The organism is Streptomyces sp. XH2 (genome assembly GCF_049725035.1).
Classification (GTDB): domain Bacteria; phylum Actinomycetota; class Actinomycetes; order Streptomycetales; family Streptomycetaceae; genus Streptomyces; species Streptomyces roseoverticillatus.
The window spans coordinates 34,051-49,139 of the sequence record NZ_JBMMMZ010000008.1; the positions used below are offsets into that span (position 1 = coordinate 34,051).

Annotated in this window: 12 protein-coding genes; 4 read left to right on the forward strand and 8 right to left on the reverse strand. The window is 72.3% G+C overall.

Annotation, left to right across the window (positions count from 1 at the left end):
* Positions 1-90: 90 nt before the first annotated feature.
* Positions 91-588: a transcription elongation factor GreA gene (gene greA / locus ACOTKD_RS17465; RefSeq protein ID WP_106677674.1), complete on the reverse strand. Its 498-nt coding sequence runs from the start codon at positions 586-588 to the stop codon at positions 91-93.
* A 299-nt stretch (positions 589-887) separates the two neighbouring features.
* Positions 888-1,298, reverse strand: a complete 411-nt coding sequence (locus ACOTKD_RS17470; protein WP_424889890.1) for a DUF4307 domain-containing protein — start codon at positions 1,296-1,298, stop codon at positions 888-890.
* Positions 1,299-1,424: 126 nt separating this feature from the next.
* On the opposite strand from ACOTKD_RS17470, the gene mca reads away from it, so the two are divergent.
* The 3 genes from mca to ACOTKD_RS17485 all read left to right on the forward strand — a co-directional run bounded on the left by mca (position 1,425) and on the right by ACOTKD_RS17485 (position 4,929).
* A complete protein-coding gene (gene mca, locus ACOTKD_RS17475) occupies positions 1,425-2,294 on the forward strand; it encodes a mycothiol conjugate amidase Mca (RefSeq protein ID WP_424889891.1) in 870 nt (289 codons plus the stop codon).
* Positions 2,295-2,298: 4 nt separating this feature from the next.
* Complete coding sequence (locus ACOTKD_RS17480) at positions 2,299-2,526, forward strand: hypothetical protein (protein ID WP_424889892.1); 228 nt, start codon at positions 2,299-2,301, stop codon at positions 2,524-2,526.
* A 339-nt stretch (positions 2,527-2,865) separates the two neighbouring features.
* A complete protein-coding gene (locus ACOTKD_RS17485; protein ID WP_424889893.1) occupies positions 2,866-4,929 on the forward strand; it encodes a thioredoxin domain-containing protein in 2,064 nt (687 codons plus the stop codon).
* 279 nt (positions 4,930-5,208) lie between these two features.
* Here the strand turns inward: ACOTKD_RS17485 and trhA are convergent, their stop codons facing one another.
* On the reverse strand, positions 5,209-5,967 hold the full coding sequence (gene trhA, locus ACOTKD_RS17490; RefSeq protein ID WP_424889894.1) for a PAQR family membrane homeostasis protein TrhA: 759 nt from the start codon (positions 5,965-5,967) through the stop codon (positions 5,209-5,211).
* A 273-nt stretch (positions 5,968-6,240) separates the two neighbouring features.
* On the opposite strand from trhA, the gene ACOTKD_RS17495 reads away from it, so the two are divergent.
* Positions 6,241-8,070: a phosphoenolpyruvate carboxykinase (GTP) gene (locus tag ACOTKD_RS17495; RefSeq protein WP_424889895.1), complete on the forward strand. Its 1,830-nt coding sequence runs from the start codon at positions 6,241-6,243 to the stop codon at positions 8,068-8,070.
* A gap of 66 nt (positions 8,071-8,136) precedes the next feature.
* Here the strand turns inward: ACOTKD_RS17495 and ACOTKD_RS17500 are convergent, their stop codons facing one another.
* The 5 genes from ACOTKD_RS17500 to ACOTKD_RS17520 all read right to left on the reverse strand — a co-directional run bounded on the left by ACOTKD_RS17500 (position 8,137) and on the right by ACOTKD_RS17520 (position 14,969).
* Positions 8,137-9,585, reverse strand: coding sequence for an FAD-binding oxidoreductase (locus ACOTKD_RS17500; RefSeq protein ID WP_424889896.1), 1,449 nt, complete (start codon positions 9,583-9,585; stop codon positions 8,137-8,139).
* Positions 9,586-9,713: 128 nt separating this feature from the next.
* On the reverse strand, positions 9,714-10,136 hold the full coding sequence (locus ACOTKD_RS17505; RefSeq protein WP_424889898.1) for a hypothetical protein: 423 nt from the start codon (positions 10,134-10,136) through the stop codon (positions 9,714-9,716).
* A 108-nt stretch (positions 10,137-10,244) separates the two neighbouring features.
* Complete coding sequence (locus ACOTKD_RS17510) at positions 10,245-11,456, reverse strand: pyridoxal phosphate-dependent aminotransferase (protein WP_424889899.1); 1,212 nt, start codon at positions 11,454-11,456, stop codon at positions 10,245-10,247.
* A gap of 76 nt (positions 11,457-11,532) precedes the next feature.
* On the reverse strand, positions 11,533-13,161 hold the full coding sequence (locus tag ACOTKD_RS17515; protein WP_424889900.1) for an N-acyl-D-amino-acid deacylase family protein: 1,629 nt from the start codon (positions 13,159-13,161) through the stop codon (positions 11,533-11,535).
* Positions 13,162-13,643: 482 nt separating this feature from the next.
* Positions 13,644-14,969 carry an amino acid deaminase gene (locus ACOTKD_RS17520; protein WP_424889901.1) on the reverse strand — a complete coding sequence of 442 codons (1,326 nt, stop codon included), beginning with the start codon at positions 14,967-14,969 and terminating at the stop codon, positions 13,644-13,646.
* Positions 14,970-15,089: the final 120 nt, after the last annotated feature.

Sequence of the window (15,089 nt, forward strand, 5' to 3'; positions counted from 1 at the left end):
AGAGGGGCGGGAGGGCCTTCGTGCGGCGCGTGCGGCGCGACCCGGCCGGTCAGCCTCCGAAGCTGGCCGTGAAGCCGCCCGTGAAGCCGGTCAGCCGGTGTACGGCTTGGCCTCCAGGATGCGGACCATGGCCTTCTTGCCGTTCGGCAGCTCGTACTCGGCGTCCTCGCCGATCTTCTTGCCGTTGACGCCGGAGCCCAGCGGGGACTGCGGCGAGTACGTCTCGATGTCCGAGCTGGCGTACTCGCGGGAGGCGAGGAGGAAGTCCAGGGTGTCGTCCACGTCGCCGTCGAAGGCGATGGTCACGACCATGCCGGGCGCGACGACGCCGGTGGCCGCCGGGGCCTCGCCGACCTTCGCGTTCTCCAGCAGCTGGGTGAGCTGGCGCACGCGGAGCTCCTGCTTGCCCTGCTCCTCCTTGGCCGCGTGGTACCCGCCGTTCTCTCGCAGGTCACCCTCCTCGCGGGCGGCCGCGATCTTGGCCGCGATCTCGGTGCGAGCGGGACCAGACAGGTACTCCAGCTCGGCCTTGAGCTGGTCGTACGCCTCCTGAGTCAGCCAGGTGACGTTGTCGCTGGTCTGGGTCACAGGTGCTCCTCGTCGGTACTGGGGGAATGCTTGGGGATACATCGCGATAACAAATGAACGCCCTACTCAGAAGGGTGCACCTTCAAAGCGGGGCGAAACCACGAGCCTAACAATTGGGTCCGGAGAGGGGGAAGAAGTAAACGGGAGAAATCACGCAAGAATCGCGTCAATGCAGGTCAGGCAGGTGACTGCATGGCGTATCCGATCAGCTGCGGCGCGTGGCGCCCGGCCTTGCGGAACCCCCGCTTCAGGGCACCCGCGCCGCCCGTGCGGTGTCAGCGCCCCGCGGCCCGTGCCTGTCAGCGCCCCGACGCCGCCCGGCAGCCTTCGAGCTCCGTGGCCGCCGCGTGCTGCGTCGTCCGCATGACGATGAACTCGGTGAAGTGCTCCTCGCGGCGGTCCACCGTGACGTCCTTGCGGCCGACCTCGGAGCCGTCCGCGCCGAGCGAGCGCAGCGTGCACACGCCGGTCTGGTCCTTGCCCTTGCGGATCTCCACGACGGCCTGCACGGTGTCGTCCGAGACCGGCTGCGAGCGGAGGAGCTGGCCGGTCACGTCCGACTTGGTGATGTAGTGGATCCCGGACCAGGCGACCACGCCGAGCAGTCCGGCGCCCAGCACCGCACCGACGATCTTGAGCTTGCGGTCCGCGCGTGCGTCCGCCGAGCGGCCGTAGCGACCCTCGGGCAGCCCTTCGCGTGCCGCAGCCATGATCTTTCCTCCGGGTCGGTGCCGCTCGGGAGAACAGGAATGAAACGCCCTCCCGCTTCGGTCACTATAGGAGGCGCCCCGACACACCGATAAGACGGGCCATGACCAGTGACTGAGGATCGAGCCTTGACTGAGCAGCTGCGACTGATGGCCGTGCATGCCCACCCCGACGACGAGTCGAGCAAGGGCGCGGCCACGATGGCCAAGTACGTGTCCGAGGGGGTGGACGTGCTGGTGGCCACCTGCACGGGCGGCGAGCGCGGCTCCATCCTCAACCCCAAGCTCCAGGGCGACCCCTACATCGAGGAGCACATCCACGAGGTCCGCGCCAAGGAGATGGCCGAGGCGCGCGACATCCTGGGCGTCAAGCAGGAGTGGCTGGGCTTCGTCGACTCCGGCCTGCCGGAGGGCGACCCGCTGCCGCCGCTGCCGGAGGGCTGCTTCGCCCTGCAGGACGTGGAGGAGGCGGCCGGGCGGCTGGTGAAGCTCATCCGCGAGTTCCGTCCGCACGTGGTCACCACGTACGACGAGAACGGCGGCTACCCGCACCCCGACCACATCATGACGCACAAGATCTCGATGGTGGCCTTCGAGGCGGCCGGCGACGCGTCCCGCTACCCCGAGGCCGGCGAGCCGTGGCAGCCGCTGAAGCTCTACTACAACCAGGGCTTCAACCGGCCGCGCACCCAGGCGCTGCACGACGCGCTGCTGGAGCGCGGCATGGAGTCCCCGTACGGGGAGTGGCTGGAGCGCTGGCACACCATGGGCCGCGAGCGCACCCTGACCACCTACGTGCCCTGCGGCGACTTCTTCGAGATCCGCGACAAGGCGCTGATCGCGCACGCCACGCAGATCGACCCGGACGGCGGCTGGTTCCGCGTCCCGCTGGACCTCCAGCGGGAGGTCTGGCCGACGGAGGAGTACGAGCTGGCGAAGTCTCTCGTCGGCACGTCCCTCCCCGAGGACGACCTCTTCGCGGGCATCCGCAACAATTGACCCCATGATGAGCTCCCTCGCCGCCACGCAGCTGGTGCCGCTCGCCGAAGAACTCGACAAGAACAAGGTCACCCCCGGTGTCCTCGGCTTCATCGTCTTCGCCGTCATCGGCGTGGCGGTGTGGTTCCTGATGAAGAGCATGAACCGGCACATGAAGCGGGTGGACTTCGTCGAGGATCCGGCGGCCGACGCGGCGCCGGCGTCCTCGGCTCAGGCGCCGAAGACGTCCTGACGGCGAAGACTTCCTGACGGCTCAGGCCGGTCCGGCACCGCCGGGACGCACCGCTGCGGCTGTTCTCCGCCGCGGAGAAGAGGGTGCGCGCTCGCATGCCTTTCCGCCGCAGCGGTGCGCAGCCACTGACCGGCCGGTCCGGCGGTGCCGGACCGCGCCTGCCACCGGATGGTGCACCGGGCCCACCCGGCCGCACGGCGGACGCCCGCGCCGGGCCGCCCAGCCCTGCCCGGCCGCACCGCCGCCGGCCCGTGCCGGGCCGGCCGGGCCTCACCGCGGGCCGGACACGGCCCCGCGGCCACCCGCCCGGGAGGGCGCCCCGTGCGCAAGGATGGGCCCATGCCCAACCGCCTGGCGCACGAGACGTCCCCCTACCTCCTCCAGCACGCCGAGAACCCGGTCGACTGGTGGCCGTGGTCGGCCGAGGCCTTCGCCGAGGCCCGGCGCCGGAACGTGCCGGTGCTGCTGAGCGTCGGCTATTCCAGCTGCCACTGGTGCCACGTGATGGCGCACGAGTCCTTCGAGGACGAGGGCACGGCCGCGCTCCTCAACGAGCACTTCGTCGCCGTCAAGGTCGACCGCGAGGAGCGGCCCGACGTCGACGCCGTGTACATGGAGGCCGTCCAGGCCGCGACCGGCCAGGGCGGCTGGCCCATGACGGTGTTCCTCACGCCCGAGGCCGAGCCGTTCTACTTCGGCACGTACTTCCCGCCCGCGCCCCGGCACGGCATGCCCGGCTTCCCGCAGGTCCTGGAGGGCGTGCGGGCGGCGTGGCGGGACCGCCGCGACGAGGTCGGGCAGGTCGCGGGCCGCATCGTGCGCGACCTCTCCGAGCGCACGCTCGCCCTCGGCGTCCCGGCGGAGAAGGACGCGCCCGCGCAGCCGCCCAGTGCCGCGGACCTGGGCGCCGCCCTGCTGGGGCTGACCCGCGAGTTCGACGCGGTGCGCGGAGGCTTCGGCGGGGCCCCGAAGTTCCCGCCGTCCATGACGCTGGAGTTCCTGCTGCGCCACCACGCCCGCACGGGCTCCGAGGGCGCCCTGGAGATGGCGCAGGCGACCTGCGAGGCGATGGCCCGGGGCGGCATCTACGACCAGCTGGGCGGCGGCTTCGCGCGCTACTCCGTCGACGCGGAGTGGGTGGTGCCGCACTTCGAGAAGATGCTCTACGACAACGCCCTGCTGTGCCGCGCCTACGCGCACCTGTGGCGGGCCACGGGCTCCGAGCTCGCCCGCCGCATCGCGCTGGAGACGGCGGACTTCCTGGTCCGCGAGCTGCGCACCGACCAGGGCGGCTTCGCCTCGGCCCTGGACGCGGACAGCGACGACGGGAGCGGCCGGCACGTGGAGGGCGCCTACTACGTGTGGACGCCGCAGCAGCTGCGCGAGGTGCTCGGCGAGGAGGACGCGCTGCTCGCGGCGGCCCACTTCGGCGTCACCGAGGAGGGCACCTTCGAGGAGGGCGCCTCCGTCCTCCAGCTCCCCGACTCCGAGCGGCTCCTGGACGCCGGCAAGCTCGACTCGGTGCGCCGCAGGCTCCTCGCGGCGCGCGAGCAGCGGCCCGGGCCCGGCCGCGACGACAAGGTGGTGGCCGCCTGGAACGGCCTGGCGATCGCCGCGCTGGCCGAGACGGGCGCCTACTTCGACCGGCCGGACCTCGTCCAGGCCGCCACCGACGCCGCCGACCTGCTCGTCCGTACGCACATGGACTGGCACGCCCGGCTCTTCCGCACCTCCCTCGACGGCACGGCCGGCGCCCACGCGGGCGTCCTGGAGGACTACGCGGACGTCGCCGAGGGCTTCCTCGCGCTCGGCGCCGTCACCGGCGAGGGCGTGTGGGTGGACTTCGCGGGCCTCCTCCTGGACACCGTCCTCGCCCGCTTCACCGGCCCGGACGGCGCCCTCTTCGACACCGCCGACGACGCCGAGACCCTCATCCGGCGCCCCCAGGACCCGACGGACAACGCCACGCCGTCGGGCTGGACCGCCGCGTGCGGCGCGCTGCTGACGTACGCCGCGTACACCGGCAGCACCGTGCACCGCGAGGCCGCCGAGCGGGCGCTCGGCGTGGTCCGCGCGCTGGGCCCGCGGGCGCCGCGCTTCATCAGCTGGGGCCTGGCGGTGGCCGAGGCGCTGCTCGACGGGCCGCGCGAGGTCGCGGTCGTCGGCCTGCCCGACGACCCGGCCACGGCCGCCCTCCACCGCACGGCCCTGCTGTCCACGGCACCCGGCCTCGCCGTCGCCGTCGGCGCGCCGCCGCCGGAGGGCGAGCCCACCGCCGTGGAGGTGCCCCTGCTGGCGAACCGGCCCCTGGCGGACGGCCGCGCGGTCGCGTACGTCTGCCGGGGCTTCGTCTGCGACGCCCCGACGACGGACCCGGGAACGCTCACGCTGCGCTTGAGCTGAGTGAATCCCGTACGGGCCGAGGTGAGTCCGGCACCGCCGGATACCGCCGTCCGGGCCGGTCGCCGCCGCGGCGGAAGGAAGGGTAGGGCTGGTTCGCGGCGCCCCCGGATGGGTCAAGGGCTCGCCGGCCCCTGAATCCGCCGCCGCGGTGAGCAACCACGACCATGGAGTCCGGCGGTGCCGTGCGGGCCGTGGGCGGCAGGCCGCAAGGCCGTGGGTGGTGCGCACGAAAACGGCCGCGACCTTGCGGTCGCGGCCGTCCTGTGCGGCGGGGCGGGGTCAGGCGTGGGAGTACGCCACCAGCGAGATGCCGACGTAGTGCACGATGAACGCCGCCAGCGTGAGCGAGTGGAAGACCTCGTGGAAGCCGAACCAGCGCGGTGACGGGTTCGGCCGCTTGATGCCGTAGATGACGCCGCCCGCGCTGTAGAGCAGCCCGCCGATGACCACCAGGACGAGGACGGCGATGCCGCCCTTGCGCAGGAAGTCGGGCAGGAAGAACACCGCGGCCCAGCCCATCGCGATGTAGCACGGGGTGTAGAGCCAGCGCGGGGCTCCCACCCAGAAGACGCGGAAGGCGATGCCCGCCGCCGCGGCCGCCCATACGGCCCACAGGAGCACCTGCCCCCGGCCGCCGGGGATCAGCAGCATCGTCAGCGGAGTGTACGTACCGGCGATGATCAGAAAGATGTTCGCGTGGTCGAGGCGGCGCAGCACGGCGTTGACGCGCGGGCTCCAGTCGCCCCGGTGGTAGAGGGCGCTGATGCCGAAGAGGGACCCCGCGGTGAGGACGTAGACCGCGCAGGCGATCCGGCCGCGGGTGCTGTCGGCGAGGGCGGTCAGGAAGACGCCGGCGATCAGCACGGCGGGGAACATCCCCGCGTGCAGCCAGCCGCGCAGGCGCGGTTTGGCCGGGATCGGCGGCTCGGCGAGCGGGGTGGCGGCGGAGTGGGCAGCATCGGTGGGGAGGGCAGCTGCGGCCGCGGCGCCGGCGGGCGCGGGGAGCGCGGGAGGCGCTGCGTCGGGCGCGGGAGTCATGGCCGACATGCTACCTACGCCACCGTAAGTTACGGATCAGTATCACGTGGCGATGGTCACGGGAGCGCCCCCTGGACAGAATGTAAACGGAGTCGGATGATCAAATGAGTGCGGGCGGCACCGGATGAGCGGTCACGAAGCGTCTGGGTCGCAGCCCCCAAGGGGCAGACAACGACGAAGCGGGCTTCCTGGTGCGCCGAGCGCCGGGCAGGCCCGTTCAACCCTCAAATCTCTACGCCGGGGCAGCGTGGTTTCCGGCGGGACGGAGCGATCGTGGCGCGCATCAGTGCGGCTCCCACCACCCCCACCCAGCACCAGGAGCTGATCTCCTGGGTCGACGAGATCGCCGCCCTCACCCAGCCGGACCGCGTGGTCTGGTGCGACGGCTCCGAGGCCGAGTACGAGCGCCTGTGCGAGGAGCTCGTCGCCAAGGGCACCTTCAGGAAACTCGACCCGGTCAAGCGCCCCAACTCGTACTACGCGGCCTCCGACCCCAGCGACGTGGCGCGCGTCGAGGACCGCACGTTCATCTGTTCCGAGAAGGAGGAGGACGCCGGCCCGACCAACCACTGGAAGGCCCCCGCCGAGATGCGGGAGGTCTTCCGGGGCAAGGACGACGAGGGCGGCATCTTCCGCGGCTCCATGCGCGGCCGCACCATGTACGTCGTGCCCTTCTGCATGGGCCCGGTCGGCTCCCCGCTGTCCGCCATCGGCGTCGAGATCACCGACTCGGCCTACGTCGCCGTCTCCATGCGCACCATGACCCGCATGGGTCAGGCCGTCCTCGACGAGCTCGGCACCGACGGCTTCTTCGTCAAGGCCGTCCACACCCTCGGCGCGCCGCTCGCCGAGGGCGAGGCCGACGTCCCCTGGCCCTGCAACACCACCAAGTACATCTCGCACTTCCCCGAGGACCGCGAGATCTGGTCCTACGGCTCCGGCTACGGCGGCAACGCCCTGCTCGGCAAGAAGTGCTACGCCCTGCGCATCGCGTCCGTGATGGCCCGCGACGAGGGCTGGCTCGCCGAGCACATGCTCATCCTGAAGCTCACCCCGCCCCAGGGCGATTCCAAGTACGTCGCCGCCGCCTTCCCGTCCGCCTGCGGCAAGACCAACCTCGCCATGCTGGAGCCCACCGTCTCCGGCTGGACCGTCGAGACCATCGGCGACGACATCGCCTGGATGCGCTTCGGCGAGGACGGCCGCCTCTACGCCATCAACCCCGAGGCCGGCTTCTTCGGCGTCGCCCCCGGCACCGGCGAGCACACCAACGCCAACGCCATGAAGACCCTCTGGGGCAACTCCGTCTTCACCAACGTCGCCCTCACCGACGACGGCGACGTGTGGTGGGAGGGCATGACCGAGGAGCAGCCCGCCCACCTCACGGACTGGAAGGGCAACGACTGGACCCCGGCCTCGGAGACCCCGGCCGCCCACCCGAACGCCCGCTTCACCGTGCCCGCCTCGCAGTGCCCGATCATCGCGCCCGAGTGGGAGGACCCCAAGGGCGTGCCGATCTCGGCGATCCTCTTCGGCGGCCGCCGCGCCTCCGCCGTCCCGCTGGTGACCGAGTCCTTCGACTGGCAGCACGGCGTCTTCCTCGGCGCCAACGTCGCCTCCGAGAAGACCGCCGCCGCCGAGGGCAAGGTCGGCGAGCTGCGCCGCGACCCCTTCGCCATGCTGCCGTTCTGCGGCTACAACATGGGCGACTACATGGGCCACTGGATCAAGGTCGGTCAGGGTCGCGACCAGTCCGCGCTCCCGAAGATCTTCTACGTCAACTGGTTCCGCAAGGACGCGGACGGCCGGTTCGTGTGGCCGGGCTTCGGCGACAACAGCCGCGTCCTGAAGTGGATCGTCGACCGCCTCGACGGCCGCGCCGAGGGCGTCGAGACCCCCATCGGCATCCTGCCGACCCGCGAGGCGCTCGACACCCGGGGTCTGGACATCTCCGACGACGACCTCGACCTGCTGCTCACGGTCGACGAGGAGGTGTGGCGCGAGGAGGCCGCGCTCATCCCCGGGCACCTGGACACCTTCGGCGAGCACACGCCGAAGGAGCTGTGGGACGAGTACCGGGCGCTGGTGCGGCGCCTCGGATGACGGAGGACGGCCCCCGGCTTCGGTCCGGGGGCCGTGCGTGGACGCTCCCGCTGGTGAACGCTTCCGCTAGGGGGCGGGAACGATGCCCTGCGGGTACGTGAACAGCCTGTCGGGGTCGACGGTCCTCTTGACCCTCTGCAGCCCCGCGTAGTTCCGGCCGTAGTAGGCGGCCTGCCAGCCCTGGAGATCGGGATCGGGGAAGTTCTGGTAGGCGCCGGTGCCGAGCGGGGCGCTGAGCATGCCGTAGAGCCGCTGGAGCGCCTGCTTGTTGCCGGCGGCCGCCTGGTCCGGGTCCCCGTCCGACCAGTACGTGGCCAGGTCCACGATGAACGTGGCGTCACGGTGGACGTACGCCGTATCGGTGGGGCGCAGCGCCGTGTCCGCGCCTCCCATGGCGAAGAAGGACACGGTCGCCCGGGAGGCGGGAGTGACGGACTTCCAGCCGCTGAACGCGTCAACCAGCTGTTCGATCACAGGGGTGGCGAGATTTTGCTTGGCCACGATCGAACCGGACGCGTAGGGGTCGCCCGACGAGGTCTCGTAGAAGCGGCTCATGCCCTCCCAGACACCGGCCCGCTTGACGGCCCGGCTCTTCGGCCTCGGCAGCCGGCCGATGAGCGACATCAGCGTCTCCTGGGGGCCGAAGTACAGCCCCTGGGCGTAGACCCGTGCGTTGCCGCTGGTGCGGAGGCCGAACTGGCAGGCGAGGGTCTTTCGGTGACGGGACTCCGCGATCAGGCCCGCGAGCGCCTTCAGAGCGGACTTCGCGTCCTTCCAGTCCCATGACAGGTCGTAGGTCACGACCCCTTGGACCCGGTGCAGGCGGAACGTGTAGGAGGTGTTGATGCCGAAGTTGCCGCCCGCGCCTCCACGGCACGCCCAGAACAGCTCGGAGTTGCTGTTCTCGTGGCAGGTGGCGGTGTAGCCGTCGGCCAGGACGGCGGTCGTTCCCGTGAGGCTGTCGCAGGTGAGTCCGAGGTTCCGGGTGGCCAGGCCGATGCCACCGCCCAGTACCAGGCCGCTGACGCCGACGTCCGGACAGCGTCCACCGGGCAGCAGCAGATCGGTGTCCTTGAGCGCCGCGTACACGTCGGCGTTGCGGGCGCCGGCCCCTACCGTGAGGGTCGTGCCGTTCACCTTCACGTCGCGCATGCCGCCCAGGTGGACCAGGAGCCCCCCGTCGGTCGTGGAGTAGCCCGCGTAGTTGTGCCCGCCGCTCCTCGGGACGACTTTGACGCCGTTCTCCCCGGCCCAGTTGACGGCCGTGGCCACGTCGTCGGGGGTCTGCGGGTAGGCGATTCCTCCCGGGACCCGGTCTGCGTAGAAGGGGTTGGCCGGCAGGTTCAGGGGCCAGAACTGCCGGTCACCCGGGCGGAACAGCCGGCCACCGAGCAGCTTCTTCAGGCCTGCCCAGTCGGCGTCTTTCCGTGCCGCCGCCGCTTGCCCCACCGGCGCCCACAACCCCGCCGCGAGCCCCGCCCCCGCTCCCGCGCGCAGCACGGTGCGTCTGTCCATGGCCTTCACGATCGTGCCCCTCTCGTGTTGGAGACGGGGCAGCACCGTACGCATGCGGAAAGAGGGCCGGAAGGTGGATTTCCGGCCCCCGACCGCCTTTTGGTCAGCGGGAGTTGACCGGGACGGTCCTAGTGGCCGGGCCCGGCGATGCCCAGTGCCGCCGCGTGTGCGGCCAGCCGCTCCGCGGCGAGGTCCTCGCCCGCCGTGTCCCCGGCGGTGGTCGCGACGACGAGCGCCTGCCCGGCCAGTTGGTGGGCGCGCTGGTGGAGGGCGGTGATGTGGGCGGGCGTGGCGCGGCCCGCCGTGGGGGCCGCGCGGAGCGGGGCGTGGCCGCGCATGCGGGTGATGCGGTCGGCGAGCCGGTCCGCCGCGTCGTCCAGGGCGCGGGACGGCGTGAGGGCGCGGAGCTCGTCGGTCATGGTCAGCAGGGCGGTGAGGTGCCCCGCGAGCCGGATGTCCAGCTCTTCCCCGCGGGAGCGGTGCAGGCCGCGCATGCTGCAGGTCTGTGCGGCCATGGTGTGGACCGATTGCGTCCGGATCGGCTCGTACATGGATGGCCTCCTGGGAATGCCTCAGAAGGCCATCCTAACTTAGACGGCGTCTAAAGTTGTCCTGTCTACAGGGATGGTCGGTCAGGTCGGTGCGTCAGGCCGGTGCGCCTACGGCTGGCCGTAGCCGTCCAGGAAGTTCCCGATGCGCGTCACCGCGTCCGCCAGGTCCTTGGCGCCGGGCAGTGTGACCAGGCGGAAGTGGTCCGGCTCCGGCCAGTTGAAGCCCGTGCCGTGGACGACCATGATCTTCTCGGCGCGGAGCAGGTCCAGCACCATCTGCCGGTCGTCCTTGATCTTGTAGACCTTGGGGTCGAGGCGCGGGAAGGCGTACAGCGCGCCCTTGGGCTTCACGCAGCTCACGCCCGGGATCTGCGTCAGCAGCTCGTGCGCGACGTCGCGCTGCTCCAGCAGCCGGCCGCCCGGCAGCACCAGGTCGTTGATCGACTGCCGGCCGCCGAGGGCGGTGGCCACCGCGTACTGCGCCGGCATGTTGGCGCACAGGCGCATGTTGGCGAGGATCGTCAGGCCCTCGATGTAGCTGTCGGCGTGGGCCTTGGGGCCGCAGACCGCCATCCAGCCGCTGCGGTAGCCGGCCACCCGGTAGGCCTTGGAGAGGCCGTTGAAGGTGAGCGTCAGCAGGTCGGGGGCGATGGCGGCGGTCGGGGTGTGCGTGACGCCGTCGTAGAGGATCTTGTCGTAGATCTCGTCGGAGCAGACGATCAGGTTGTGGCGGCGGGCGATCTCGGTCAGGCCGCGCAGCATCTCGTCGTCGTAGACCGCACCCGTGGGGTTGTTCGGGTTGATGATGACGAGGGCCTTGGTGCGGTCGGTGACCTTGCGCTCGATGTCGGCGAGGTCCGGCATCCAGTCCGACTGCTCGTCGCAGCGGTAGTGCACGGCGGTGCCGCCGGCGAGGGAGACCGAGGCCGTCCACAGCGGGTAGTCCGGCGCGGGGACGAGCACCTCGTCGCCGTCGTCGAGCAGCGCCTGCATCGACATCTGGATCAGCTCGGAGACGCCGTTGCCGAGGTAGACGTCCTCGACGGACAGCTCGACGCCCTTCGTCTCGTAGTGCTGGACCACCGCGCGGCGGGCGGAGAGCAGGCCCTTGGCGTCGCCGTAGCCGTGCGCGTCGCCGACGTTGCGCACCATGTCCTCGAGGATCTCCGGCGGGCACTCGAAGCCGAAGATCGCCGGGTTGCCGGTGTTCAGCTTGAGGATGCGCTCACCCGCCGCCTCCAGCCGCATGGCCTCCTCGAGCACCGGGCCACGGATTTCGTAGCAGACGTTGGCGAGCTTCGTTGACTGGATCACCTGCATGACGGCCACCATACGGGGGTGCGGGACGGGGTGCGCGCCGATTGCGCAGGCGCCGGCGCCGCCGCGAAGCCGCTGATCACGGCCGTGCGGAGCGCCGGACGGACCGGCCGGCGAGGACGGCCGTCCGGCGGCCGTCTTCCATCACAAAGCGTCCGGCAATCAGGACATAAGGAATGCCGGTCGGAAGGGTTCGCGGGGCTTCGAAAGTGGCACCGGCGGCCACCGTCTCCGGATCGAAGAGGACGAGGTCCGCACGGTGCCCGACCCGTACGAGACCCCGGTCGGGGAGCCTCAGCCGGGCCGCGGGGCGGGACGTGAGATGCGCCACGCACTCCTCCAGGGAGAGCACGCCCAGCTCGCGCACGTACCGGCCGAGGTAGTGCGGGAACGTTCCGTGGGCGCGCGGATGGGGCTTCGCGCCCTGCAGGATGCCGTCGCTGCCGCCCGTGTGCACCCGGTGCCGCATGATCGTGCGGACGTTCTCCTCGTGGCCCACGTGCTGCAGGATCGCCGTCCCCAGCCGGTCCGCGATCAGCAGGCGGCGGGCCGTCGCCCACGGCTCCTCGCCGCGCTCGCGGGCCGCGCGGGCGATCGTCCTGCCGACGTGGGAGGAGGCGAGGGCCGGATCGGCCACGCCCGAGACCTCGATCGCCTCCCAGTCGATCGGCACGCCGTGGCAGCCGTCCGCGCCCTCGGTCTCCATTGCGTACCGGATGCGCCCGGCCGTCGCGTCGTCGCGCAGGCGCGCCAGCACCGCCTCCGGGCCGCCCTCGCCCGCCCAGCTCGGCAGCATCGCGGCGAGCGTCGTGCAGCCGGGGGTGTACGGGTACGTGTCGAGGGAGATGTCCGCGCCCGCGGCGAGCGCCGCGTCGAGCAGGGCCAGCAGCTCGGGGGCGCGGCCCTCGTTCACCCCGAAGTTCATGGTGGCGTGGGCCAGGTGCAGGGCGCAGCCGGCGCGGCGGGTCAGGGCGATCATCTCCTCGTACGCGGCGAGGGCGCCCTTCCCGTACGAACGGTGGTGCGGGCAGTAGTAGCCGCCGTACGCGGCGACGACGCGGCAGAGCTCCGTGAGCTCGGCGTCGGTCGCGTACATGCCGGGGGTGTACGTGAGCCCGGAGGACAGGCCGACGGCGCCCTGCTCCAAGCCGTCGGCGACGAGTCGCCTCATCCGCTGCGTCTCGGCCGGTGTCGCCGGCCGGTCCTCCCAGCCGACGGCCAGCGCGCGGATCGTTCCCTGGGGGAGGAGGTAGGCGGCGTTGACGGCGATTCCCTCGCCGGCGAAGCCGTGGTCGAGGCGGTCCAGGTACTCGCCGGTGGTCCGCCAGGTGAAGTCGATGGACGCGTCTTCGGGGGCGCCGCCGTTCCAGCCCGCGATCTGGGTGCGGACGCCGGCGAGGGTGCGGTCGTCGACCGGCGCGTACGACAGGCCGTCCTGGCCGATGACCTCCAGGGTGACGCCCTGGGCGGCCTTCGCGGTGTGGGCGGGGTCGCGGAGGAGGGCGAGGTCGCTGTGCGCGTGCATGTCGATGAAGCCGGGGGAGAGGGCGAGGCCGCTCGCCTCCACGACGCGGCGGGCGGTGGGGCGGGGGCCGGTGCCGGGGCGCCGGATCTCGGCGATGCGGCCTCCGGCCAGGGCGACGTCGGCCCGGTAGGAGGGCCCGCCGGAGCCGTCGATGACGCGGGCGTCGCGGAACACGGTGTCCATTGACTGCACTCCCGGAGTCGAGGACGGCCCGGCACCGCCGGGTGCGTCCGGTGGGGGTTGCGCGCCGCCGCGGCGGGGTCTTTCTGCCCGGTGGCGGGCTGTGTCGAGAGGCCGGGCCTCTCACTCCCGCCGCGGCGGGAGTCAGCCAGGGCGGTGCGCTCCGGCGGTTGCCGTACGGGCCTTGGCCGGGTCGGGCACCGCCGGTTTCCGCCGTCGGGGTTGCTCGCCGTTGCGGCGGGAGGTTACGCCTGACGGCGGGGCATGTGGAGAGGCCGGGCCTCCGGACTCCGCCGCGGGGCCGGGGCCACCGCCGTGGCGGGATCCGTCCGCCTGACGGCGGGCTGTGTCGAGAGGCTGAGCCTCTCACCCCCGCCGCCGCGGCGATCCGCCACGACGGCGCGCTCCGGCGGTGCCGTACAAGCCGTCTTGGTGGCCGCCGCGGCCCGCTCGTGGCGCGGGACCCGTCGCCGGGCGGCCGGCCGTCAGAAGAACGTGCGGATGTAATCCGTGACCGTGCCGTCCTCCGCGGCCAGCGGAATCAGCTGCCACTTGTCGAACACCGTGCACGGGTGCGACAGGCCCAGGCCCACCCAGTCGCCGACCTCGATCTCCGTGCCCTCCGCGAGCTCCACGAACGCGTGCTGGTCGGCGAGGCCGATCACGGTCATGCCGTCGCCGCCCCGCACGGAGCCGTCCCGTGCCGACCGCACGGCCCGTACGACCGGCAGGTCCAGGTCGTACGGCACGTCCCGCTTGCCGGCGTTGAGGTAGGCGCGGCCCGGTTCCGGGCGGGAGACGACCTGGGCCCAGAGGCGGAACGCGGGGCGGAGTTCGCCCTCCTCGGGGTGGCGGTTGAAGGGGGTCTTCTTCCGGTACGCCCCGTCGTCGTGGGTGATGTACGCACCCGACCGCAGCAGCTTCAGCACCGGCACCGACAGCGCCGGCAGTTCCGCGAAGACCTCGGCGACCGCGTCGAACCACGCGCTGCCGCCCGCGCTGACGACGACCTCCTCCACACCGGCGAACCGGCCCTCCTCGTCGAACCCGGCGGCCAGCGCGGTCAGCCGGCGCAGCCACGCGCGGACGAGCTCGCCGTCCGCGCCCGGGATCTCCGCCTCGTAGCCGCCGACGCCCGCCAGCCGCAGGGTGCTCACGGCGGCCACCGCGTCGGCCACGGCCGTGCAGTCGGCTTCGGTGCGGGCGCCGGTACGGCCGCCCGCGGCGCCCAGTTCGACGACGACGTCGAGGGGGCGGCGGGCCCCGGCCGCGCGCAGGGCGGCGTCCATCAGCTCGACGCCGCGGACGGAGTCGACGTAGGTGAAGAGCCGGAAGTCCGGGTCGGCGTCCAGCTCGGCGGCGAGCCAGCGCAGGGCCGCGGCGTCCACGACCTCGTTGGCGAGGAAGACGCGGCGGATCCCGTGGGCGCGGTAGACGCGGACCTGGGAGACGGTCGCCGCGGTGATCCCCCACGCGCCGTGCGCGATCTGCCGCTCCAGCAGCTGCGGCGCCATCGTGGTCTTGCCGTGCGGGGCGAAGGCCAGGCCGTGCCCGGCGGACCAGCGCTCCATGAGGGCGAGGTTGTGGTCGAGCGCCTCCGCCGACAGGGCGAGCACAGGCGTGGTGAAGCCGCCCGTGAAGAGCGAGCGGCGCTCGGCGGCCAGGGCGCCGACGGTCAGGCCGTCGGCGTCCGGGGGCAGGCCCTTGAAGCGGTGGTCGACGCGGGTGTCCGCGAGCCGGGCGACGGCATCGGCGGTCCTGTCGGTGCCGGCGATGCCGGCGGTGCCGGTGGTCGCGTCGGCGGTGGCCATGAAGCCTCCCGGGGTGTCTGAAGTGTGGCGCCGTTGCGCTCTGTGCAACAGCCGTTGCGCATTGCGCTGAATGCTGTCTAACATCCCGCCAAGTACCGGGTCAACGGTCGTCTCACGCCC

Bases quoted from the DNA above. Each gene is read 5' to 3' on its own strand.
- ACOTKD_RS17470 (WP_424889890.1), bottom strand. From the start codon at position 1,298: ATGGCTGCGGCACGCGAAGGGCTGCCCGAGGGTCGCTACGGCCGCTCG.
- ACOTKD_RS17480 (WP_424889892.1), top strand. From the start codon at position 2,299: ATGATGAGCTCCCTCGCCGCCACGCAGCTGGTGCCGCTCGCCGAAGAA.
- ACOTKD_RS17485 (WP_424889893.1), top strand. From the start codon at position 2,866: ATGCCCAACCGCCTGGCGCACGAGACGTCCCCCTACCTCCTCCAGCAC.
- trhA (WP_424889894.1), bottom strand. From the start codon at position 5,967: ATGACTCCCGCGCCCGACGCAGCGCCTCCCGCGCTCCCCGCGCCCGCC.
- ACOTKD_RS17500 (WP_424889896.1), bottom strand. From the start codon at position 9,585: ATGGACAGACGCACCGTGCTGCGCGCGGGAGCGGGGGCGGGGCTCGCG.
- ACOTKD_RS17505 (WP_424889898.1), bottom strand. From the start codon at position 10,136: ATGTACGAGCCGATCCGGACGCAATCGGTCCACACCATGGCCGCACAG.
- ACOTKD_RS17510 (WP_424889899.1), bottom strand. From the start codon at position 11,456: ATGCAGGTGATCCAGTCAACGAAGCTCGCCAACGTCTGCTACGAAATC.
- ACOTKD_RS17515 (WP_424889900.1), bottom strand. From the start codon at position 13,161: ATGGACACCGTGTTCCGCGACGCCCGCGTCATCGACGGCTCCGGCGGG.
- ACOTKD_RS17520 (WP_424889901.1), bottom strand. From the start codon at position 14,969: ATGGCCACCGCCGACGCGACCACCGGCACCGCCGGCATCGCCGGCACC.